This is a genomic window from Rhodococcus sp. BP-349 (assembly GCF_019835845.1).
Classification (GTDB): domain Bacteria; phylum Actinomycetota; class Actinomycetes; order Mycobacteriales; family Mycobacteriaceae; genus Rhodococcoides.
This window is the reverse complement of record NZ_JABUDR010000003.1, coordinates 475,342-496,514: the sequence shown is the minus strand read 5'-3', so window position 1 is coordinate 496,514 and position 21,173 is coordinate 475,342. Positions and strand designations below refer to the sequence as shown.

Annotated in this window: 19 protein-coding genes; 10 read left to right on the top strand and 9 right to left on the bottom strand. The window is 68.7% G+C overall.

Annotated elements, in window-relative coordinates; genetic code table 11:
* Positions 1–77: 77 nt before the first annotated feature.
* Genes HQ325_RS18705 through HQ325_RS18695 form a run of 3 tightly spaced genes read left to right on the top strand, consistent with a single transcriptional unit; the run spans position 78 to position 3,930 of the window.
* On the top strand, positions 78–959 hold the full coding sequence (locus tag HQ325_RS18705; RefSeq protein WP_204868164.1) for a c-type cytochrome: 882 nt from the start codon (positions 78–80) through the stop codon (positions 957–959).
* Positions 956–2,191 (top strand): ubiquinol-cytochrome c reductase iron-sulfur subunit, encoded by a 1,236-nt coding sequence (locus tag HQ325_RS18700; protein ID WP_222631710.1) that lies wholly within the window; start codon positions 956–958, stop codon positions 2,189–2,191. The genes HQ325_RS18705 and HQ325_RS18700 overlap by 4 nt, the downstream gene beginning before the upstream one ends.
* Entirely contained in the window at positions 2,188–3,930 is a 1,743-nt protein-coding gene (locus HQ325_RS18695; protein ID WP_222631709.1) for a cytochrome bc complex cytochrome b subunit, read from the top strand. Before HQ325_RS18700 ends, HQ325_RS18695 begins: the two co-directional genes overlap by 4 nt.
* 127 nt (positions 3,931–4,057) lie before the next feature.
* Here HQ325_RS18695 and HQ325_RS18690 read toward each other — a convergent pair whose 3' ends face one another.
* The 3 genes from HQ325_RS18690 to HQ325_RS18680 form a co-directional block, all read right to left on the bottom strand.
* The gene (locus HQ325_RS18690) at positions 4,058–4,945 is read right to left on the bottom strand and encodes an alpha/beta fold hydrolase (protein WP_222631707.1); all 888 of its coding nucleotides are present in this window, start codon (positions 4,943–4,945) and stop codon (positions 4,058–4,060) included.
* Positions 4,946–5,120: 175 nt separating this feature from the next.
* On the bottom strand, positions 5,121–5,537 hold the full coding sequence (locus tag HQ325_RS18685; RefSeq protein WP_027505813.1) for a cytochrome c oxidase subunit 4: 417 nt from the start codon (positions 5,535–5,537) through the stop codon (positions 5,121–5,123).
* Between the two features lie 6 nt (positions 5,538–5,543).
* Entirely contained in the window at positions 5,544–6,590 is a 1,047-nt protein-coding gene (locus tag HQ325_RS18680) for a cytochrome c oxidase subunit II (RefSeq protein WP_374107255.1), read from the bottom strand.
* Between the two features lie 295 nt (positions 6,591–6,885).
* Here HQ325_RS18680 and asnB point away from each other — a divergent pair, with 295 nt between their 5' ends.
* The gene (gene asnB / locus HQ325_RS18675) at positions 6,886–8,811 is read left to right on the top strand and encodes an asparagine synthase (glutamine-hydrolyzing) (protein ID WP_222631703.1); all 1,926 of its coding nucleotides are present in this window, start codon (positions 6,886–6,888) and stop codon (positions 8,809–8,811) included.
* A gap of 14 nt (positions 8,812–8,825) precedes the next feature.
* On the opposite strand, the gene HQ325_RS18670 is transcribed toward asnB, so the two are convergent.
* The 3 genes from HQ325_RS18670 to HQ325_RS18660 form a co-directional block, all read right to left on the bottom strand.
* Positions 8,826–9,800 carry a carbohydrate kinase family protein gene (locus tag HQ325_RS18670; protein WP_027505810.1) on the bottom strand — a complete coding sequence of 325 codons (975 nt, stop codon included), beginning with the start codon at positions 9,798–9,800 and terminating at the stop codon, positions 8,826–8,828.
* A 166-nt stretch (positions 9,801–9,966) separates the two neighbouring features.
* Positions 9,967–10,347 carry an iron-sulfur cluster assembly accessory protein gene (locus HQ325_RS18665; RefSeq protein ID WP_027505809.1) on the bottom strand — a complete coding sequence of 127 codons (381 nt, stop codon included), beginning with the start codon at positions 10,345–10,347 and terminating at the stop codon, positions 9,967–9,969.
* A 97-nt stretch (positions 10,348–10,444) separates the two neighbouring features.
* Positions 10,445–11,494, bottom strand: a complete 1,050-nt coding sequence (locus HQ325_RS18660; protein WP_222631701.1) for a glycerate kinase — start codon at positions 11,492–11,494, stop codon at positions 10,445–10,447.
* An 85-nt stretch (positions 11,495–11,579) separates the two neighbouring features.
* Between HQ325_RS18660 and HQ325_RS18655 the strand changes: the two genes are divergently transcribed.
* The 4 genes from HQ325_RS18655 to cobS are packed head-to-tail and all read left to right on the top strand — an operon-like array spanning position 11,580 to position 14,639.
* Positions 11,580–12,248: a DUF3043 domain-containing protein gene (locus HQ325_RS18655; RefSeq protein WP_374107241.1), complete on the top strand. Its 669-nt coding sequence runs from the start codon at positions 11,580–11,582 to the stop codon at positions 12,246–12,248.
* A gap of 11 nt (positions 12,249–12,259) precedes the next feature.
* Positions 12,260–12,838 carry a bifunctional adenosylcobinamide kinase/adenosylcobinamide-phosphate guanylyltransferase gene (locus HQ325_RS18650; RefSeq protein ID WP_308014688.1) on the top strand — a complete coding sequence of 193 codons (579 nt, stop codon included), beginning with the start codon at positions 12,260–12,262 and terminating at the stop codon, positions 12,836–12,838.
* Complete coding sequence (gene cobT, locus HQ325_RS18645; RefSeq protein WP_374107240.1) at positions 12,832–13,887, top strand: nicotinate-nucleotide--dimethylbenzimidazole phosphoribosyltransferase; 1,056 nt, start codon at positions 12,832–12,834, stop codon at positions 13,885–13,887. The genes HQ325_RS18650 and cobT overlap by 7 nt, the downstream gene beginning before the upstream one ends.
* Positions 13,887–14,639, top strand: a complete 753-nt coding sequence (gene cobS / locus HQ325_RS18640) for an adenosylcobinamide-GDP ribazoletransferase (RefSeq protein ID WP_261778533.1) — start codon at positions 13,887–13,889, stop codon at positions 14,637–14,639. Before cobT ends, cobS begins: the two co-directional genes overlap by 1 nt.
* A 4-nt stretch (positions 14,640–14,643) precedes the next feature.
* Here cobS and HQ325_RS18635 read toward each other — a convergent pair whose 3' ends face one another.
* Complete coding sequence (locus HQ325_RS18635) at positions 14,644–15,747, bottom strand: branched-chain amino acid aminotransferase (protein WP_222631699.1); 1,104 nt, start codon at positions 15,745–15,747, stop codon at positions 14,644–14,646.
* Between the two features lie 33 nt (positions 15,748–15,780).
* Complete coding sequence (gcvT, locus tag HQ325_RS18630) at positions 15,781–16,896, bottom strand: glycine cleavage system aminomethyltransferase GcvT (protein ID WP_222631697.1); 1,116 nt, start codon at positions 16,894–16,896, stop codon at positions 15,781–15,783.
* 105 nt (positions 16,897–17,001) lie between these two features.
* Here gcvT and HQ325_RS18625 point away from each other — a divergent pair, with 105 nt between their 5' ends.
* Positions 17,002–18,510: a leucyl aminopeptidase gene (locus HQ325_RS18625; RefSeq protein ID WP_222631695.1), complete on the top strand. Its 1,509-nt coding sequence runs from the start codon at positions 17,002–17,004 to the stop codon at positions 18,508–18,510.
* A gap of 34 nt (positions 18,511–18,544) precedes the next feature.
* Here the strand turns inward: HQ325_RS18625 and HQ325_RS18620 are convergent, their stop codons facing one another.
* Positions 18,545–18,877 (bottom strand): oxidoreductase, encoded by a 333-nt coding sequence (locus HQ325_RS18620; protein WP_222631693.1) that lies wholly within the window; start codon positions 18,875–18,877, stop codon positions 18,545–18,547.
* A gap of 310 nt (positions 18,878–19,187) precedes the next feature.
* On the opposite strand from HQ325_RS18620, the gene sucB reads away from it, so the two are divergent.
* The gene (gene sucB / locus HQ325_RS18615) at positions 19,188–21,056 is read left to right on the top strand and encodes a 2-oxoglutarate dehydrogenase, E2 component, dihydrolipoamide succinyltransferase (RefSeq protein WP_222631691.1); all 1,869 of its coding nucleotides are present in this window, start codon (positions 19,188–19,190) and stop codon (positions 21,054–21,056) included.
* Positions 21,057–21,173 lie beyond the last annotated feature (117 nt).

Genomic DNA, 21,173 nt, shown 5'->3' with positions numbered 1-21,173 from the left:
CGAGCAGGCGTCGAATACCCGATGACAGCCTCATCGGTCGCATCCGACAAGCCGTCCCGACACGACAAGGGATACAGATGAGTTCCTCTCCCCCCGCCACTCCCGACGACGACGGCACCGTCGTGTCCGCCGGTACGCCGGACGCCTCGGCGACCAAGGCGCGTCGCAAGCGTCGTACCCGTCGCCGAGTCAGTGGCGCGATGGCGCTGTTCATGGGTCTCGTCGGCGCGGGCTTCCTCGCCGCCGCACTCACCCCTGACGCCCAGGTCGCCACCGCGCAGGAAGACAGCGCGGCCATGGTGCGCGAAGGCCAGCAGATCTATGACACGTCCTGCGTGACGTGCCACGGCGCCAACCTCCAGGGCGTCCAGGACCGCGGACCGTCGCTCATCGGCGTCGGCGAAGCAGCCGTCTACTTCCAGGTCTCTTCCGGTCGCATGCCGATGGCGCGCAACGAGGCCCAGGCCGAGCGGAAGCCCCCGAAGTACAACCAGTCCCAGGTCGACGCGCTCGGCGCCTACATCCAGGCCAACGGCGGTGGACCCACGGTGGTGCGCACCGACAACGGTGAGATCGCGCAGGACTCCCTCCGTGGCGGCGACGTCGCCCGCGGCAGCGAGCTCTTCCGCCTCAACTGCGCGTCCTGCCACAACTTCACCGGCCGCGGCGGTGCACTGTCCTCGGGCAAGTACGCACCGACGCTCGACCCGGCGAACGAGCAGCAGATCTACCAGGCGATGGTGACCGGCCCGCAGAACATGCCCAAGTTCTCGGACCGCCAGCTCACGCCCGAAGAGAAGAAAGACATCATCGCGTACGTCAAGTCCTCCTCCGAGACGCAGCCTCCCGGTGGATACGGACTCGGCGGCTTCGGCCCCGGTACGGAAGCCATCGCCATCTGGGTGGTCGGCATCGGAGCGGTCGTCGCAGCAGCACTGTGGATCGGAGTGAGGTCATGAGCGACGACAACCGCAAGGACGACGGCGTGCCCGGCGATCCGAACCAGTTCCCCGAGGGCTTCGACCCGGATCGCAAGTACACGGACGAGGAACTGGCCGCCATGAGCCGCGACGAGCTCGTCGCACTCGGCACCAACCTCGACCACGTGGACGTGGCCTTCCGTCGTGCTCGCTGGCCCGTCCCCGGCACCAAGGCCGAGAAGCGCGCCGAGCGCAGCGTCAGCCTCTGGTTCTTCCTCGCCGGGGTGTCGGCCGTGGCCTTCATCGGCATCTACCTGTTCTGGCCGTGGCAGTACGCCGGCATGGGCGAGGACAGCTACGGGCTGTACAGCCTGTACACGCCGCTGATCGGTCTCACCATGGGTCTGGCGATCATCGGTGTCGGCGTCGGCGCCGTGCAGTTCACCAAGAAGTTCATCCCCGAAGAGGTGTCCATCCAGGACCGCCACGACGGTGGATCGAGCGAGGTGGACAAGAAGACGGTCGTCGCCGAGCTCAGCGACTCCTTCGACACCTCCACGCTGGGTCGACGCAAGATGATCAAGCGCAGCCTCGTCTTCGGCGGCGGCGCGCTCGGCGTCATGTCGATCCTCCCGCTCGGTGGTCTGATCAAGAACCCGTGGGCCGAGGGCGACGAGTCCTCGCTCTGGGTCTCGGGCTGGACGCCGAACTACGAGGGCGAGACCGTCTACCTGCGTCGCTACACCGGACGCGTCGACGACATCGTTCTCGTCCGACCGGAGGACCTCGACGCCGGCGCCATGGAGACCGTGTTCCCGTTCCGTGAGTCCGAGCGTGGAAACGAGGAGGAGCTCTCGCACGCGCTGAAGGGCATCCGCAACGCGGTCATGCTCATCCGTCTGCGCACCGAGGACGCCGACCGCTCCATCAAGCGGAAGGGCCAGGAGAGCTTCAACTACGGCGACTACTTCGCCTACTCGAAGATCTGCACCCACCTCGGGTGCCCCACATCGTTGTACGAGCAGCAGACCAACCGGATCCTGTGCCCGTGCCACCAGTCGCAATTCGACGCGTTGGAGTACGCCAAGCCGATCTTCGGACCGGCCGCCCGCGCTCTTCCGCAGCTGCCCATCACGGTCAACGACGAGGGTTACCTCGTCGCCGCGGGCGATTTCATCGAGCCGCTCGGACCCGCCTACTGGGAACGTCCGGCCGGAGTACACGAGCAGGAGAGCGCTTCTGCTGCGTCGTCATCGGAAGGTTCACGATGAGTCCATCCATCGCCACGCTCGCTGCGAAGCAAGCCGAGGACGTCGACTCCCGCTATCACCTCTCAGCGGGCATGCGTCGTCAGATCAACAAGGTCTTCCCTACCCACTGGTCTTTCCTGCTCGGTGAGATCGCGCTGTACAGCTTCGTCATCCTGCTGCTGTCCGGTACGTACCTGACCCTGTTCTACGACCCCTCCATGACGGAGACCATCTACGAAGGCGCCTACGCTCCCCTGCGCGGCGTCGAGATGACCAAGGCGTACGCCACCACGCTGGACCTGTCCTTCGAGGTGCGCGGCGGTCTGTTCATCCGCCAGATCCACCACTGGGCGGCTCTGCTGTTCGCGTGCTCGATCATCGTGCACATGATGCGCATCTTCTTCACCGGTGCGTTCCGTCGCCCGCGTGAGGCGAACTGGGTCATCGGCTCGCTGCTGCTGATCCTGGCGATGTTCGAGGGCTTCTTCGGCTACTCGCTCCCCGACGACCTGCTGTCCGGCACCGGCCTGCGCGCCGCGTTCTCGGGCATCACGATCTCCATCCCGGTCATCGGAACGTGGATGCACTGGTTGATCTTCAACGGCGACTTCCCCGGCACGCTGATCATCCCGCGCCTGTACGTCGCCCACGTGCTGCTCCTGCCCGCCATCATCCTGGCGCTCATCGCAGCTCACCTCGCGCTCGTCTGGTACCAGAAGCACACGCAGTTCCCCGGCCCCGGCCGCACGGAGACCAACGTGGTCGGTGTCCGCATCCTCCCGGTCTTCGCGGTCAAGTCCGGCGCGTTCTTCGCCATGACGTTCGGTGTCCTCGCGGTCATGGGTGGTGTCCTCCAGATCAACCCGGTGTGGGCTCTGGGCCCGTACAACCCGTCGCAGGTCTCGGCCGGCTCGCAGCCCGACTTCTACATGATGTGGACGGACGGCCTCGCCCGACTGTGGCCCGCGTGGGAGCTCTACATCGGCAACTACATGATCCCGGCCGTCTTCTGGGTCGCCGTCATCATGGGTGCGGTGTTCGCGATCATGATCGCGTACCCCTGGATCGAGAAGCGCTTCACCAAGGACGACGCTCACCACAACCTGCTGCAGCGTCCCCGCGACGTTCCGGTGCGTACTGCGGTCGGCGCCATGGCGATCGCCTTCTACGTGGTCCTGACGCTCAGCTGCGTCAACGACATCATCGCGTACAAGTTCTCGATCTCCCTGAACGCGATGACCTGGATCGGCCGCATCGGCCTCGTGGTCCTGCCTCCGATCGTCTACCTGCTGACCTACCGCTTCTGCATCGGTCTCCAGCGCAGCGATCGCCAGGTGCTCGAGCACGGCATCGAGACGGGCGTCATCAAGCGTCTGCCCCACGGTGCCTACGTCGAGATCCACCAGCCCCTCGGCCCGGTCGACGATCACGGCCACCCGATCCCGCTCGAGTACCAGGGTGCGGCGATCCCGAAGAAGATGAACAAGCTCGGTTCCGCCGGCAAGCCCGGCTCGGGCAGCATCTTCACTCCGGACTCGGACGAGGAGCACCGGCTGCACGAGCGTCTGTCGCACGAGGGTGAGCACGATCAGCTCACCATGCTCCGCACCTACCAGGCGAAGATCCTGTCGCAGGGCAACGGGCACTCGAACGGCAACGGCTCGTCCAACGGCCACTCGAACGGCAGCTCCAACGGCCACTCCAACGGCAACGGCTCGTCCAACGGCAACGGTCACGGACCGGAGTCCAACGGGCACTGAGCAACTCGCTGAACGGTAGAAGAGGCGCCACCCACTCGGGTGGCGCCTCTTCTCGTGTGTCCCCTCCCCTCCCCCACCGCGTGCCCGTTCCCGCGCATCTGGTGCACTGAACCGTGTGGAGCGCGGACTACTGCACCGGATTCGACCGCCCCGCCGAGGCGAGGAACGGCAGCAGCGCACCGGCGAGCGCGCGTGGGGCCTCCTCGGCCATGTGGTGCCCCGAGTCGATTCCGTGCCCCACGACACCCGGTGCCCATGAACGCCAGATGGTCAGCGGATCGCCGTACAACTCCTCGAGGTCGTCCCGGGTGGACCACAGCACCTGCACCGGCATCGTCAGCGATGTCCCCTGCGACCGGTCGGCGCGTTCGTGGTCGGCGTCGACCGTGATCCCCGCTCGGTAGTCCTCGAGCATCGCGCGTACGACATCGGGATCGTGAATCGCCGCCAGCCACTCACGGTGGTTCTCCGCTCCCATGAGGGCCGGATCGCCTCGGTACCAGGCTGCGGGATCGGCACTGATGGCGCGCTCGGGGAGGTCGGGCCGAGCGTAGAAGAACCAGTGCCACCATCGGGTCGCGAATCGACTGTCTGCCCGGTCGAGGTGCTCGCTGATGGGGATGCAGTCGAGCAACGACAGCGCGGTCACGAGGCTGGGATGGTCCAGGGACAGGCGCAGGGCCACGTAGCTTCCTCGGTCGTGACCGACCACCGCGAACCGTCGGTGTCCGAGTGCGGCCATCACCTGCACCATGTCCCGGGCCATCGCCCGCTTCGAGTGCGCAGAGTGGTCTGGCGTCGGCGGCGGGCCTTGCGAGCGGCCGTACCCACGCAGGTCCGGACAGACGACGGTGTGGCCCGCGTCCACCAGCAGTGGGGCGACACGGTGCCACGTCGCCGACGTACGCGGGTGCCCGTGGAGGAGCACCACCGGGTCATCGCCCGCGCCGCAGTGCCGGGTGAGGATCGACGCGTCCTCGACGTCGATCATCGATTCGTCGAACTTCTCGAACACCTCGCCATCATCGCGCGTTCGGCCGGCGAGACACCAGTCCCACATCCATCCGAAGGCGTACGACCGCCCCCACCGTCGACACGAGAGCCCGACAGCGGCGCTGCTCGTAACCCGAGCACCCACCGACGCCGAACGCCCCCGACCACAGGCCGGGGGCGTTCGGGATGCGGCTGTGTCAGTGCTTCTCGGGTCCCACGTGGTACTCGAAGACCAGTCCGGCTGCTGCGGCGATGATGGCGAGTGCGCCGACCGCGAGCATCCAGGGCTCGTAGAACGCGAACGCGAGTGCCATGAAGGCGGCGCATCCGGCGAGGATGATGGGCCAGAAGCTACCGGGGCTGAAGAAGCCCAGATCGCCTGAACCGTCTGCTATCTCCGCGTCGTCGTAGTCCTCGGGACGGGTGTCCAGTCGACGTGCGACGAACCGGAAGTACGTGCCGACGATCAGCGTCAGGCCCGCCGAGAGGGCGATGGCCGTGAGGCCGGCCCACTCGATACCGGTCCGCGAGAAGCCGGTGAACACGCCGTAGAGGATTCCGACGAGGATGAAGAACCCGGTCAGGATCTCGAAGAGTTTCGCTTCGATCTTCATGAGATGTCAGTTTCCTTCTGCCACGGTCGCAGCCTTGAGGGTGCGGTCGGTGTTGAACGGCGAGGTGGAGGTCGCGCGGGGCTCTTCGCCGATCGACTCCAGTGCCTGAGCATTGGTCTGTCCGTCGCGACGCGCGGCCATGTAGGTCTCGAACGCCTCGGGGCTGACCGCGCGGACCTCGAAGTTCATCATCGCGTGGTACGTGCCGCACATCTCGGCGCAGCGTCCGACGAAGGCACCCTCACGCTCGATCTCGCTGATCTGGAACACGTTGTCGGAGTTGTTCTCGTCCGGGTTCGGCATGACGTCGCGCTTGAACAGGAACTCGGGAACCCAGAACGAGTGGATGACGTCGGAGGACGCGATCTCGAACTCGATCCGCTTGCCGGTGGGGAGCACGAGGATGGGAACCTCGGAGCTGGAGCCGACGGTCTCGACCTCGTTGTAGTGCAGGTAGGACTGGTCGGACTTCTCGCGGCCGAACAGCGGACCCGGCTCCTCACCCTCGGGGGTGCCGGCCTCCTCGGCTGCCTGCTCGCGCTCCTGGTCGGTGCCGTCGTACAGCGGCTGCCCGTCCTTGAGATCGACGGTGCGGTAGCCGAACTTCCAGTTCCACTGGAACGCGGTGACGTCGACGACCACGTCGGGGTTGTCCTGCTTCTCCTGGACGTAGTTCTGCACGACGACCGTGAAGTAGAAGAGGACGGCGATGATCACGAACGGCACGGCCGTGTAGAACAGCTCGAGCGGGACGTTGTACGCGGTCTGGCGCGGAAATTCCGGCGAGTCCTTCTTCTTGCGGTGGAACGCCACCGTCCAGAAGGTCAGGCCCCACACGATGACGCCCATGATGAGCGCTGCGATGACGGACCACGTCCACAGCTCGCGCATCCGTTCGGCCTGCGGCGTGACGCCCGACGGCCATCCGAATCGAAGTACGGAATTGTCGATGCCGCAGCCCGACAGCACCACGGCGGCCACTGCAAGAGAGGCCACCAATCCGACTCGTCGTGTCGTCCGACGACCGGATCCACCACCACGCTGCGCCACGATCACGCCTTCCTGATTGCCAGATGGAGAGTACGAGAACCGTCCGGACGAGCCACCGAAGTCGCTCGCACGCACGAGGTACTCGTGTACTACGCAGCGTAGACCAAAGCGGGCTCGGTTCTCGTGTCGGGTCGGGTGCGAGTTGGGCGACGACACCGGGCCCGGCCGGTCACTTCGGCGTTCCCGCCGCACTGCGGCATACTCGGACCGATGCGCGTCGGGCCGTCGAGGTCCCGGCGACGCCTGTGACCAGGCCCTGTACCGGGCCGACACCCGAACGAAACGAGGCGTACCGACCGTGTGTGGACTGCTGGGACTGCTGACGTCGAACGCATCCGCGGAAGACGTCGTCGATGCCGTCGGCCACGCGTCGCACTGCATGCGACACCGCGGGCCGGACGAGCCGGGAACGTGGCACGACGACGATCTGGCGCTGGGCTTCAACCGGCTCTCGATCATCGACATCGAGCACTCGCACCAGCCGCTCCGCTGGGGTCCCGAGGAGAGTCCGGAGCGTTACGCGCTGGTGTTCAACGGCGAGATCTACAACTACCTCGAACTGCGCGAGACGTTGGCACGCGAGCACGGCGCGACGTTCGCTACCGAGGGTGACGGCGAGGCCATTCTCGCCGCGTTCCACTTCTGGGGCGACGACGCCGTTCGACGCTTGCGGGGCATGTTCGCCTTCGCGCTGTGGGACACCGATAAGCGGGAACTGTTCCTCGCGCGTGACCCGTTCGGCATCAAGCCGCTGTTCTACTCGACGGGCGCCGCGGGCACCGCGTTCGCGAGTGAGAAGAAGAGCATCCTCGAACTCCTGGAGTCGTTGGGCGTGTCCGACGAGCTCGACCCCCGCGCTCTGGAGCACTACACGGTGCTGCAGTACGTGCCGGAACCCGAGACGCTCCACAAGGGCATCCGTCGCCTGGAGTCCGGCTGCACCGCTCGCCTGACCCCCAGCTCCGAGCCGACCGTCACCCGCTACTTCCGGCCGACGTTCCCGGTGCGTCCCGTCCCGTCGGGCACCGAGGCGGCGCGCTACCGCGAGATCGCCGAGGCGCTCGAGGACTCCGTCGCCAAGCACATGCGTGCCGACGTCACCGTGGGCTCGTTCCTGTCCGGCGGCATCGACTCCACGGCGATCGCCGCGCTCGCCATGCGGCACAACCCGGATCTGGTCACCTTCACCACCGGTTTCGAGCGTGAGGGCTACTCCGAGGTGGACGTCGCGGCCGAGTCGGCCGCCGCGATCGGCGCCAAGCACGTCATCAAGGTCGTCGGGCCCGAGGAGTTCGCCGCGGCGATCCCCGAGATCGTCTGGTATCTGGACGATCCGGTGGCGGACCCGGCGCTGGTGCCGCTCTACTTCGTCGCCAAGGAGGCACGCAAGCACGTCAAGGTCGTGCTGTCCGGCGAGGGGGCGGACGAGCTGTTCGGCGGCTACACCATCTACCGGGAGCCGTTGTCGCTCGCACCGTTCGAGAAGCTGCCACCCTCCCTGCGACGCGCCGCCGGTCGACTGAGTGAGCGCATCCCGGAGGGCACCCGCGGCAAGAGTCTCCTGCACCGTGGGTCGATGAGCCTGGAGGAGCGCTACTACGGCAATGCGCGCAGCTTCAACGATGCGCAGTTGCGGTCGGTGCTGCGCGAGTTCCGGCCCGAGTGGACCCATCAGGACGTGACGGCGCCGATCTACGCGCAGTCCGTCGGCTGGGACCCGGTGGCGCGGATGCAGCACCTCGACCTGTTCACGTGGCTGCGCGGCGACATCCTGGTGAAGGCCGACAAGATCACGATGGCCAACTCGTTGGAGTTGCGCGTGCCGTTCCTCGACAACGAGGTGTTCCGGGTGGCGGAGCAGTTGCCGCTGGAGCAGAAGATCACGAAATCGACGACGAAGTACGCGCTACGCAAAGCACTCGACGGCATCGTGCCGGATCATGTACTGAACCGCGCGAAGCTGGGTTTCCCTGTGCCGCTTCGGCATTGGCTGCGGGGCACCGAGCTCTTCGACTGGGCGCACCAGCAGATCGCCGATTCCCAGACCGATCACCTGCTCGACAAGGCCGCTATCACCCGCATGCTGAACGACCACCGCGAGGGACGCAGCGATCACAGCCGCCGGTTGTGGACCGTGCTCATCTTCATGGTGTGGCACGGCATCTTCGTCGAGAAGCGCATCGTGCCGGCCATCGCCGAACCCACGTACCCGGTTCGGCTCTAGCCGGCAGACGCGAACTACTGCGGGAGGATCGCGGCGATCTCGGCCGCGGCCTCGTCGCCGTACGCGTCGGTGAGGCGCTTGATCGCGTCGTCACGGACGAGCGTCCATTCCTGGGTGCCGGTGGTCTCGAGCACGAGCACCGCGATGAACGATCCGAGCTGGGCGGCGCGCTCGAGGCCCAGCCCGTTGGCGCGGCCGACGAGGAAGCCGGCGCGGAACGCGTCGCCGACACCGGTGGGGTCGACCTTGCTGGTCTCCGGGACCACGGAGACGCGGATGTCGGTGCCGTCGGCGCCGACGATCTCGACGCCGTTCTTGCCGAGCGTGGTCACGCGCAGGCCGACGGTGTCGCGGATCTGGCGTTCGGTCAGCCCGGTCTTCTGACGGAGGAGGCCCCACTCGTACTCGTTGGTGAACAGGTACTCGGCACCTTGGATGAGCTCGGTGGCCTGCGTTCCGTCGAGACGTGCGAGCTGCTGCGACGGATCCGCGGCGAAGGGGATGCCCAGTTCGCGGCACTCCGCCGTGTGGCGCATCATCGCGGCCGGGTCGTTGGCGCCGACCAGGACGAGTTCCAGGTCGCGCCCCTCAGCCACGGTGTGGACGGAGATGTCGCCGGCCTCGGTCATCGCGCCGGGGTAGAACGAGGCGATCTGTGCCATGTCCTCGTCGGTGGTGCAGACGAAACGCGCGGTGTGAGCCGTCTCGGAGAGGGTGACGGCGGAGCAGTCGACGCCGTTGTCCTCGAGCCACGTCTGGTACTCGGCGAAGTCGGGACCGACCGAGCCGACGAGCAACGGTGCGCCGCCCAGAACACCCATGGCGTAGGCGATGTTGCCGCCCACCCCGCCCTTGCGGATGACGAGGTCGTCGACGAGGAAGCTCAGCGAGACGTGTGCCAACTGATCGGCGAGGAACTGGTCGGCGAACCGACCGGGAAACCGCATCAGATGGTCGGTAGCAATGGAGCCGGACACCGCAATGGTCACGTCCGAGGGCCTTTCGCAGCAGGTGGAGGAGAACTGCTGTGAACCTTACCCGGGTGACGAGCGGGTGAACCCCATCAGACGGACGCCCCGGGACGACGCACCCCGGACACACGTCGTCCCCGGCACCCACGCAGGGTGCCGGGGACGGCGGGAGACTGCTCGGGACTCAGTTGAAGGAGTCACCGCACGCGCACGAACCCGTGGCGTTGGGGTTGTCGATCGTGAAACCCTGCTTCTCGATGGTGTCGACGAAGTCGATCGATGCGCCCTCGACGTACGGCGCGCTCATCCGGTCCACGGCGAGCGTGACGCCGCCGAAGTCCTTGACCAGGTCGCCGTCGAGCGAGCGGTCGTCGAAGAACAGCTGGTAACGCAGCCCTGCACACCCGCCGGGCTGAACCGCGATGCGCAGCGCCAGGTCGTCGCGGCCTTCCTGATCGAGCAGTGCCTTGGCCTTGGACGAGGCCGCTTCGGTCATCAGGACAGCGTGCGTCTCGGTGTCGGTGGTGGTCACGTCACTGGTGGCGACGTCGTTCTGCACAGTCATGGGTTCTCCCTATCGTTCGTGCCCTCTCGGCGACAACGCCGGCGAACTCAGTCAACGGTACTCCCGACCCCGCTATTCCACACGATCGCCGGGGCGGTCACGCCCACGAGCCGGTGCGGGCGACGTCCGCCGCGAGTCCGGTCAGCTGGGCACGCGCGTCCGACATGGCGAGGTCGACCGATCCGGCGAAATCGGTCACCGAGTGCGCCGACTCGATGCCCGCCGCGCGCATGTCGTCCTCGCCCAGACGCACCTGACCGGCGAGGACCACCGTGCGCACACCGTGCTCGCGAGCCGACCCCGCGAGAGCGGTCACGACCTTCCCGCGCAACGACTGCGAGTCGAACTTCCCCTCGCCCGTCAGCACCACGTCGACCGTCGGCATCACCTCGTGGCGACGGGTGCGCTCGGCCACCAGATCGGCCCCGGACGTGCGGGTCGCTCCCAGCGCGAGCAACGCGGCGCCCAAACCGCCGGCCGCACCCGCCCCCGGCAGGTCCGCCACCGCGCGCTCGGCGACGCGATCGAGCTCGACGCACCACTCGGCGTTCCGCTCCTCCAGGACGCGCACGGTGTCCGCGTCCGCACCCTTCTGCGGTCCGAACACCGCGGCCGCACCGGCGGGGCCCAGCAGCGGATTGTCGACGTCCGTGGCCGCGACGAGGTCGACGTCCGCGAGAGCCGCGACCGCCGCGTCGGGGCCCCCGAGGGCCTCGATCATGCCCGCGCCGCCGTCGGTCGAGCTGCTGCCACCGAGACCGACCACCACGGTGGTCGCACCGCGGGTCAGCGCCTCCGCGACGATCTGCCCCACTCCCCTGCTGGTCGCCGCGACGGCCGATTCCGGATCCGGCACGCGACCGAGCAGTGCGAGACCGACGGTCTGCGCGACCTCCACGTAGGCGGTCGCGCCGTCGAGCAACCAGCGCGCGGTCACGGCGTCGCCGAGAGGTCCGGACACGGTCGACTCGATCACCTCGCCGCCGTCGGCCGCGAGTGCATCGACGAAGCCGGGTCCGCCGTCGGACTGGGGCGCGAGGATCAGCTCGTCGTCGCGCGCGCTCGACCACCCCGCCGCGATGGCGGCGGCTGCTTCGGCCGCGGTCAGAGTGTCTCCGAAGGAATCGGGGGCGATGAGAACGCGCATCGGAACACTCTAACGAGGAGCGCCGGTCGGGAGAGCCCACGACTGCGGTGTTCGCGTGGTGGTGAACGTCGAATAACCTGTGGGGGTGAAGCTGCCCTTCGGTAAGTCGAGTGAGAAGTCCGACACCCAGACCCCCGTCGACCACGAGTCGACGAGCCTGGACGAGAGCACCGCGCAGACCCGCGGCAACGTCAGCCTCGGCAAGGGCCGTCCGACGCCCTCCCGGCGTGAGGCCGAGGGCCGCCGCCGTGGCCCGGTCGCACCGGCACCGCTGACGGCCAAGGAGGCCCGAGCGCGACGCAAGGCGACGCGGGGCAGCAAGGACGAGCGCAAGGCCGCTTCGGCCGAGCGTCGCGCGAAGGCCGCGGACCAGCGTGCCCGCATGATGGCCGGCGAGGACAAGTTTCTCCTCCCCCGCGACAAGGGTCCTGTCCGCGCCTACGCGCGTGACCTGGTCGACTCGCGTCGCAACTTCGTCGGGCTCTTCATGCCGATGGCTCTGATCCTGCTGGTCGCGCTGTTCCTCAGCCCGGCGGTGCAGTCGATCGTCACGCTCGCGCTCTTCATCATGATGATCTTCATGGGTATCGACGGCTACCTACTCGGTCGCCGCGTCAACAACAAGGTGCGGGACCGTTTCCCCGAGACTCCGGACGGCGGCTTCAAGCTCGGCTGGTACTCCTTCGTCCGCGCGTCGCAGGTCCGCAAGATGCGTGCCCCCAAGCCTCGCGTCGGCCCCGGCGACGCGGTCTGAGCGCACCCGCGGTGACGCGCACGCTCGTCCTCGGAGGTGCCCGGTCCGGCAAGTCCGGCCATGCGGAGTCGTTGTTGGCAGGCCACCCCGAGGTCCGGTACGTGGCCACCGGGCGTCGGAACAGCGCGGACGCCGACTGGGACGCCCGCATCGACAGGCATCGACGGACGCGGCCGGAGCACTGGTCCACCGTCGAGATCACCTCGTACGCGGCGCTGCCGGAGGCCCTTCGGGACGACGTGCCCACACTGGTCGACGACCTGGGAACCTGGCTCACCGGCGCGCTGGACGATCTGCACGCGTGGGACTCGCCGCGCGGCACGGTGGTGGCCGCGGTCGACGACCTGGTGGCGGCCGTCGACCGGTTCGACGGTCCGCTGGTGCTGGTCTCCCCCGAGGTGGGTCTGGGCGTGATACCGGAGTCGCGGGCGGGCAGACTCTTCCGCGACGAGATCGGCGCCGCGAACGCCCGTCTCGCGCAGGTGTGTGACGTGGTGACACTGGTGGTGGCCGGGTTGTCCGTCCCCCTCACCCGGCCGAGCGACGGACCGACTGACCGACCCGGGGACCGATCGAGAGGCACGTGGTGACCGAGAGTTCCGCACTGTTCCGTCCGGTGGATCCGCCTGACGCGGAGATCGCCCGTGAGGCGAGGGCCAGGCAGTCGTCGTTGACCAAGCCCGCGGAGTCGCTCGGCCGCCTCGAAGACCTCGCGGTGTGGGTGGCGTCGTGCCAGGGCGTAAGTCCTCCGCATCGGTTCGCTCGGGCTCGCGCGGTGGTCTTCGCCGGCGATCACGGCATCGCCCGCGGTGGGGTCTCCGCGTACCCGCCCGAGGTGACTGCCCAGATGGTCGCGAACATCGCCGCCGGCGGCGCCGCGATCAACGCGTTGGCGACGGTGTCCGGTGCGACCGTGCGAGTGGTGGACATCGCGGTCGACGCGGCCACCGACGAATCCGTGTCGTCGCACAAGGTGCGTCGCTCCAGCGGGTCGATCGACCGCGAGGACGCACTGTCGCAGGACGAGGTGATCGCCGCCCTGACAGCGGGCCGCGACATCGCCGACGAAGAGGTCGACGGCGGCGCCGACCTGTTGATCGCCGGCGACATGGGCATCGGCAACACCACCCCCGCCACCGTGCTGATCGCTGCCGTCACCAACACCGAACCGGTGGCGGCCGTCGGACGCGGCACCGGCATCGACGACGCTGGGTGGATCCGCAAGACCGCCGCGATCAGGGACGCCCTGCGGCGTGCACGCCCCGTCACCCGCGATCCGATCGCACTGCTTCGCACCGTCGGCGGCGCCGATCTCGCCGCGATGACCGGCTTCCTGGTGCAGGCCGCCGTGCGTCGCACGCCGGTGCTGCTCGACGGCGTCGTGGTCACGGCGGCGGCACTGGTCGCGAACGATCTCTCGGTCGGTGCCTCGGCGTGGTGGTTGGCCGGCCATCGGTCGACTGAGCCGGCGCACGCGCTGGCGCTCGCGCACCTGCGACTCGATCCGCTGCTCGACCTGTCCATGCGGCTCGGCGAGGGCTCGGGGGCAATGGTCGCGCTGCCGATCCTGTCCGGTGCCGTCGCGACACTCGCCGACATGGCGACGTTCTCCGATGCCGGAGTGAGCACGCGGCCCTGATGTTCCTGGACCCGGTGCGCCTGGCGTTCTCCTGGCTGACGGTGCTGCCGGTGCGTGGTCCGGACGCCGTCGATCGCGACGACGCACGCCGCGCGATCGGGATCGTCCCGCTCGTGGGCCTGGCACTGGGCGGCGCGGCAGCACTGGCTGTGTGGCTGTGCGTCGCCGCCGACCTGCCGCCGCTGCTCGCGGGACTGCTGGGCGTCGGCACCCTGGCGCTGCTGACCCGCGGAATGCATCTCGACGGGCTCGCGGACACCGCGGACGGACTCGGGTCCTACGGCCCGGCCGAGCGTGCGCTGGCGATCATGAAGTCCGGCTCCACCGGACCGTTCGGGGCCGCGACGCTCGTTCTGATTCTCGGCGTGCAGGCGGTGGCCATGGGTGAACTCGTCTCTCGGGGAGACACACTCGCGATCGTGGTCGCGGCCGTGGCGGCGCGGTGCGCCGTCGTGATCGTGTGCCGCCGCTCGGTGCCCGCCGCCACCGGCAGTGGCTTCGGCTCACTCGTGGCGGCGTCGCAGTCACCCGCCGTGGTCACCCTGTGGGTCCTCGTGGCACTCGCCGCCGGGCTGCTCGCCGTCCCCGGCGTCCCGCTGCAGGGAGTGGCTGCCGTCGCGGTGGCACTCGCTGCCGTCACTCTGCTCGCCCGGCACTGCGTCCGGCGATTCGGCGGTCTCGTCGGTGACGTGCTCGGGGCGAGCATCGAGCTGACCACTGCCGTGGTGCTCGTGCTCTGCCTCGTCGGCTGAGCGATCAGTCGCGCAGCGTGCTCATCCAGCCGTGGGTGTCGGCGAAGGTGCCGCGCTGGATTCCGGTGAGTGTGTCGCGCAGCGCCATGGTGACCTCGCCGGGCTCTCCGGTACCGATGCGGAAGTCGCCCTCGGCCGACTTCACACTGCCGACGGGGGTGATCACGGCTGCGGTACCGCACGCGAAGACCTCGGTGATCTCGCCCGACTCCGCCTTCTTCTGCCACTCGTCCGTGGAGATCTTGCGCTCCTCCACAGCGAAGCCCGCGTCGGTGGCGAGCGCCAGCAGCGAGTCACGCGTGATGCCGGGCAGCAGCGAGCCGGACAGGGACGGCGTGACCAACCGCGCGTCGGGTCCGGAGCCGAAGACGAAGAACAGGTTCATCCCGCCCATCTCCTCGACGTAGCGGCGCTCGAGGGCGTCGAGCCACACGACCTGGTCGCAGCCCTGGTCCGCTGCCTGCGCCTGAGCCAGCAGGGAGGCCGCGTAGTTGCCCGCGAACTTCGCGGCGCCGGTGCCGCCCGGCGCGGCGCGCACGTACTCGGTGGAGAGCCACACGCTGACCGGCTTGACCCCGCGCGGGAAGTACGCGCCGGCGGGCGAGGCGATGAGGAGGTAGCGGTAGGAGGACGACGGGCGCACGCCCAGCCCCGCCTCCGTGGCGAACATGAACGGCCGCAGGTAGAGCGCGTCCTCGCCGCCGGCCACGGGCACCCACTCGTGGTCGACGGCGAGCAGCTGCTCGATCGACTCGCGGAACAGCTCCACCGGCAGGGCCGGCATCGCCAACCGCGCGGCCGAGCTCTGCAGGCGTTCCGCGTTCGCGCCGGGGCGGAACGACGCGAGACTGCCGCCGGGCTGGCGGTAGACCTTGAGACCTTCGAAGATGGCCTGCCCGTAATGCAGAACCATGGCCGCGGGATCCATCGGGAACGGCGCGTAGGGCGTCACCACCGCATCGTGCCAACCGGTGCCGGCGTCGTAGTCGATGGCCACCATGTGATCGGTGAAGTGCACGCCGAACCCGGGCGCCTGCAACACCGCTGCCCGCGCTTCCGCGGTGGCGGGCGACGGGTGCTCGTGACGCGTGAATTCCAGGCCAGTCATGCCGAACACTCTAAAGCAGCGTGGTGTGGCATCTCACCGCACGTGCGCCTCGACGAACGGCGGCCTGACCACCTCGCACGCGATCGCCCGACCACGCACGTCCACGTCGACCGCGTCACCTACGGCGACGCCCGCCGCGGTGTCGAGCAACGCGAGCGCGATGCCCACCTTGAGGGTCGGCGAGAACGTGCCGGACGTGGTCGCACCGACCGGTTCTCCGGTGCCGACCGAATTCCCGGGGCGCAGGACGGTCAGATCCGGACGCAGCACACCGCGTCCGACGGCGCGGAGGCCGACGAGGGTGCGGGGTGCGCCCGCCTCCTTCTGCGCCACGAGGGCGTCGCGTCCGCGGAACTCGTCCTTCTTCCAGCCCACCGCCCAGCCGCAGCGCGCTTCCAGCGGACTGATGTCGACGGACAGCTCGTGCCCGTGCAGCGGGTAGCCCATCTCGGTGCGCAGCGTGTCGCGCGCTCCGAGACCGGCGGGCTCGCCGCCCACCTCGCGCACCGCGCCCAGCAGCGCCTCGAACAGCGACGCGGCCGTGTCCCACTGCGGCAGCAGCTCGTACCCGTGCTCCCCCGTGTAGCCGGTGCGACAGACCCGTACCGAGCCGGATCCGAACGCGACGTCCTCGAACGCCATGTAATCGAGGGAGGACGGCAGCCCGACGGCGGCGAGGACGTCGGCCGACCGCGGTCCCTGCACGGCGAGGACACCGTACTCCCGGTGCGCCGAGCGGACCTCGATGCCGGCCGGGGCTCCCTGCGCGAGCACGTCGACCACGGCGGCGGTGTTGGCCGCATTGGGTACGAGGAAGACCTCGTCGTCGGACACGAGGTAGGCGATGAGGTCGTCGACCACTCCGCCGTTCTCCGTGCAGCACAACGTGTACTGCGCCTGGCCGGGCCCGATGCGGTCGAGGGCGTTGGTCAGCACCGAGTCGACGTACGCCGCGGCGCCGGGACCGGAGACGACCGCCTTGCCCAGGTGACTCACGTCGAACAACCCCGCGGTGGTGCGCGTCGACGTGTGCTCGGAGACGGTGCCCGCGTACGACACCGGCATCGTCCACCCGCCGAAGGGGGCGAACGTGGCTCCGAGGGCGACGTGCGCCTCGTGGACCGGACCGTGCAACAACTCTTCGCTCATGGTGGGGAACGCTAACTCAGACGAGCCCGATGTCGGGGTCGGCATACGATCGACTGCGTCGCTCCACCCTCACCGACCGTCCCCGACCATCAGGAGCAGCAGCACGTGAGCAGTCAGTCGCAGCGCACACTCGGACCCGAACTGGTCCTCGCCGGAACCATCGACAAGGCCGTCGAGGTCGTCGTCGTCGGACTCGAGAAGACCGACGACGGTGTCCGCATCGTCGGCGAGGACTTCCTCGGGAACGCCGCCGCCGACGTCCTCGCCGCGGTCACGGCCCTCGGCGCCACCGGCCGGGCCGATCAGGTCACCCGCGTTCCCGCACCCTCGTCCCTGCCCGCCGCCAGCGTTCTCGCCGTCGGTCTGGGCACCGCCGCCGAGCGCACCGACGACGTGCTGCGTCGCGCAGCCGGTTCGGCCGCGCGCGCTCTCACCGGCATCGGCCACGTCGCGACGACCCTGTCCGCCGTCGGCCTCGCCGCCGCCGCGGAGGGCCTCTACCTCGGCGCCTACCAGTTCAGCGAGTACAAGCAGAAGTCGGCGCCCACGGACGACGCGACACCGATCACCCGAGTGGATCTGCTCGTCGGATCGCCGCGCGACAAGCAGGCTCGCGCCGAAGTCGCGCGCTCCGAGGCCGTCGCCGAGGCGGTCGCCACCGCGCGTGACCTCGTCAACACGCCCCCGAGTCACCTCTTCCCGGCCGAGTTCGCCGAGCGCGCCCGTGCCCTCGGCACCGAGGCCGGTCTCACCGTGCAGGTGCTCGACGAGAAGGCACTCGAGCGCGGGGGCTACGGCGGCATCGTCGGCGTCGGCAAGGGCTCGTCCCGCCCGCCGCGCCTGGTCCGGCTGTCCTGGTCCGGCGGAAAGAAGAAGTCCCCCACCGTCGCTCTCGTCGGCAAGGGCATCACGTTCGACACCGGCGGCATCTCGATCAAGCCCGCGGCGGGTATGGAGAACATGACCTCGGACATGGCCGGCGCGGCCGCCGTCGTCGCGACGGTGGTGCTGGCGGCCAAGTTGAAGCTGCCGATCGACGTCACCGCGACGGTGCCGATGGCCGAGAACATGCCGTCGTCCACGGCGCAGCGTCCCGGCGACGTGCTGACCCAGTACGGCGGCACCACGGTCGAGGTCATCAACACCGACGCCGAGGGCCGCCTCATTCTCGCCGACGCCATCGTGCGCGCCTGCGAGGACGATCCGGACTACCTCATCGACACCGCGACCCTGACCGGAGCGCAGATGGTCGCCCTCGGCACACGCACCCCGGGTGTCATGGGCACCGAGGTGTTCCGCGACCGCGTCGCTGCCATCTCGCAGCGCATCGGCGAGAACGCCTGGGCGATGCCGCTGCCGGCCGAACTGCGACCCGATCTGGACTCCCGCGTCGCCGACCTCGCCAACGTCACCAACCACCGGTGGGGCGGCATGCTCGCGGCCGGGCTCTACCTGAAGGAGTTCGTCGCCGAGGGCGTCCAGTGGGCGCACATCGACGTGGCCGGGCCGGCCTTCAACACCGGCGGGCCGCACGGCTACACGAGCAAGGGCGGCACCGGTGTCCCGGTGCGCACCATGATCTCGGTGCTCGAGGACATCGCCGAGCAGGGCTGACCACCCCCCGGCACCACTTGCGTGGGCGGGGAGCTCAGGCTCCCTGCTCGCGCCGTCGGATGATCTTCTGACGGGCGTCGTGGTCCCGCATCCGCTGCGGATACCCGGTCTTGCGCACGTCGTAGACCGGGATCTTCAGGTCCTCGCCCAGCTTGCGGGCGCCCTTCTCGCCGCCCACCGCGCGGCGGGTCCACTCACCGTCGTTCGCGACCAGCACCACGGTGATCGGAGTGACCGTCGTCTCCGGTTCGACGTAGGCCTCGACGCCGATGCGGGCGGCCGTCCAGTCGGCGAGATGCGCTCTGTCGGACGACGACGCTCCGCCTCGGGATCGACTCGAGCGCTTGAATCTGTCGAACAGTCCCACGGTGTCTCCTCCATCCGCCGAGCAGTACACGCGACTCTCGCGTGCACGAAATGCACTCAATCCGGTCCACACCATCATCCGGACGGCACGCCGACCCCACCGAGCGCGAACCGTCTCACGAAGTGACAGGATGATCGGGCATCGCGTGAACCATCTCACGGTGCGCGTCATCCGTTACCGGCACAACTCGCCGCGAGAACGGTGCGACGCGGCCACAATGGTCCACGTACCGCGACCGGCTAGACACCACACCCGCTAGCGACCACGAGCCGCTACACCCGTACTACAACTTGTCGAGGAGTCAACAGACATGACCTTCTCCGTCCAGATGCCAGCTCTCGGTGAAAGCGTCACCGAGGGGACTGTCACACGGTGGCTGAAACAGGAGGGGGACACGGTCGAAGTCGACGAACCCTTGCTCGAAGTCTCCACCGACAAGGTGGACACGGAGATTCCGTCTCCGGCAGCGGGTGTCCTGACCAAGATCGTCGCGCAGGAGGACGACACCGTCGAGATCGGCGGTGAGCTCGGCGTCATCGGTGACGCGGACGAGGCCCCGTCCGACGGCGACGACTCGAGCAGCGACGACTCGAGCAGCGACGACTCGAGCAGCGACGACGCCGACGCAGGCCCGTCCGACGCCGCCGAGCAGGCGTCCGTCGAGGGCGAGAGCGAGGCCGACGCGTCCGCACCCGAGAGCGCCGACGACGGCGGTGCGAGCAGCGGTTCCGCCGGTGGCGGCGACGGCACTCCCGTCACGATGCCCGAACTGGGCGAGTCCGTCACCGAGGGCACCGTCACCCGGTGGCTCAAGGCCGTCGGCGACGAGGTCGCCGTGGACGAGCCGCTCCTCGAGGTCTCCACCGACAAGGTCGACACCGAGATCCCGTCCCCGGTCGCCGGCACCCTGCTCGAGATCAGCGCCGAGGAGGACGACACCGTCGAGGTCGGCGGCCAGCTCGCCGTCATCGGTTCCGGTGCTCCCGCGAAGAAGGAATCCGCACCCGAGCCCGAGCCGGAGCCCGAGAAGAAGCCCGAACCCGAGAAGAAGCCGGAACCCAAGGCGGAAGCGAAGCCTGCGGACGAGCCCGCGAAGCAGGCCGATCCCGAGCCCGCCGGCGAGGTCTACACGCCCGAGCCGAAGTCGGAATCGAAGTCCGAGAATTCCTCGAAGTCCGAGTCCGAGGCGCCTGCCGGTGACTCGAACGCGAGCGGTTCCAGCCCGTACGTCACTCCCCTGGTGCGCAAGCTCGCCACGGAGAACGACGTCGATCTGAACTCCGTCAAGGGCACGGGCGTCGGTGGACGCATCCGCAAGCAGGACGTCCTCGCCGCAGCCGAGGCGAAGAAGGCCCCGGCGAAGCAGGAGTCCGCTCCCGCTGCCGCGCCGGCCGCCGCGTCCTCGTCGGCGCCGTCCACCCCGTCCACCGCGGGTGTGCGTCCGGAACTGGCGCACCTGCGCGGATCGACGCAGAAGATCAACCGCATCCGCCAGATCACGGCCAAGAAGACTCGCGAATCGCTGCAGTCGTCCGCACAGCTCACGCAGGTGTTCGAGGTCGACATGACCAAGGTCGCGGCTCTGCGCACCCGGGCCAAGGCCACCTTCAAGGAGCGCGAGGGCGTCAACCTGACGTTCCTGCCGTTCTTCGCGAAGGCCGTCGTCGAGGCGCTCAAGGTCCACCCCAACGTGAACGCGAGCATCGACGAGGCGAAGAAGGAGATCACCTACTACGACGCCGAGCACCTGGGTATCGCGGTGGACACGGAGCAGGGCCTTCTCTCCCCCGTCATCCACAACGCCGGTGACCTGTCGCTGGCCGGTATCGCCCGTGCGATCGCCGACATCGCCTCGCGTGCACGCTCGAACGGCCTCAAGCCGGACGAGCTGTCGGGTGGAACGTTCACCATCACCAACATCGGCAGCCAGGGCGCGTTGTTCGACACCCCGATCCTGGTTCCGCCGCAGGCAGCCATGCTCGGTACCGGCGCGATCGTCAAGCGCCCCGTCGTCGTCACCGACGCCTCGGGCAGCGAGTCGATCGGTGTCCGCTCCATGGCGTACCTGCCGCTGACGTACGACCACCGGCTGGTCGACGGTGCGGATGCCGGACGCTTCCTGACCACCATCAAGCACCGCCTCGAGGAGGGCGCGTTCGAAGCCGACCTCGGCCTCTGACGCTTCTTCGGTAATCTCGGAAGTCCCCGACACTTCGCAGCCCCGACCTCCGGGAATCTGTGACCTGTCGAACGAGGGGGCACCCGCTGCACACCGTGCAGTGGGTGCCCCCGTCGC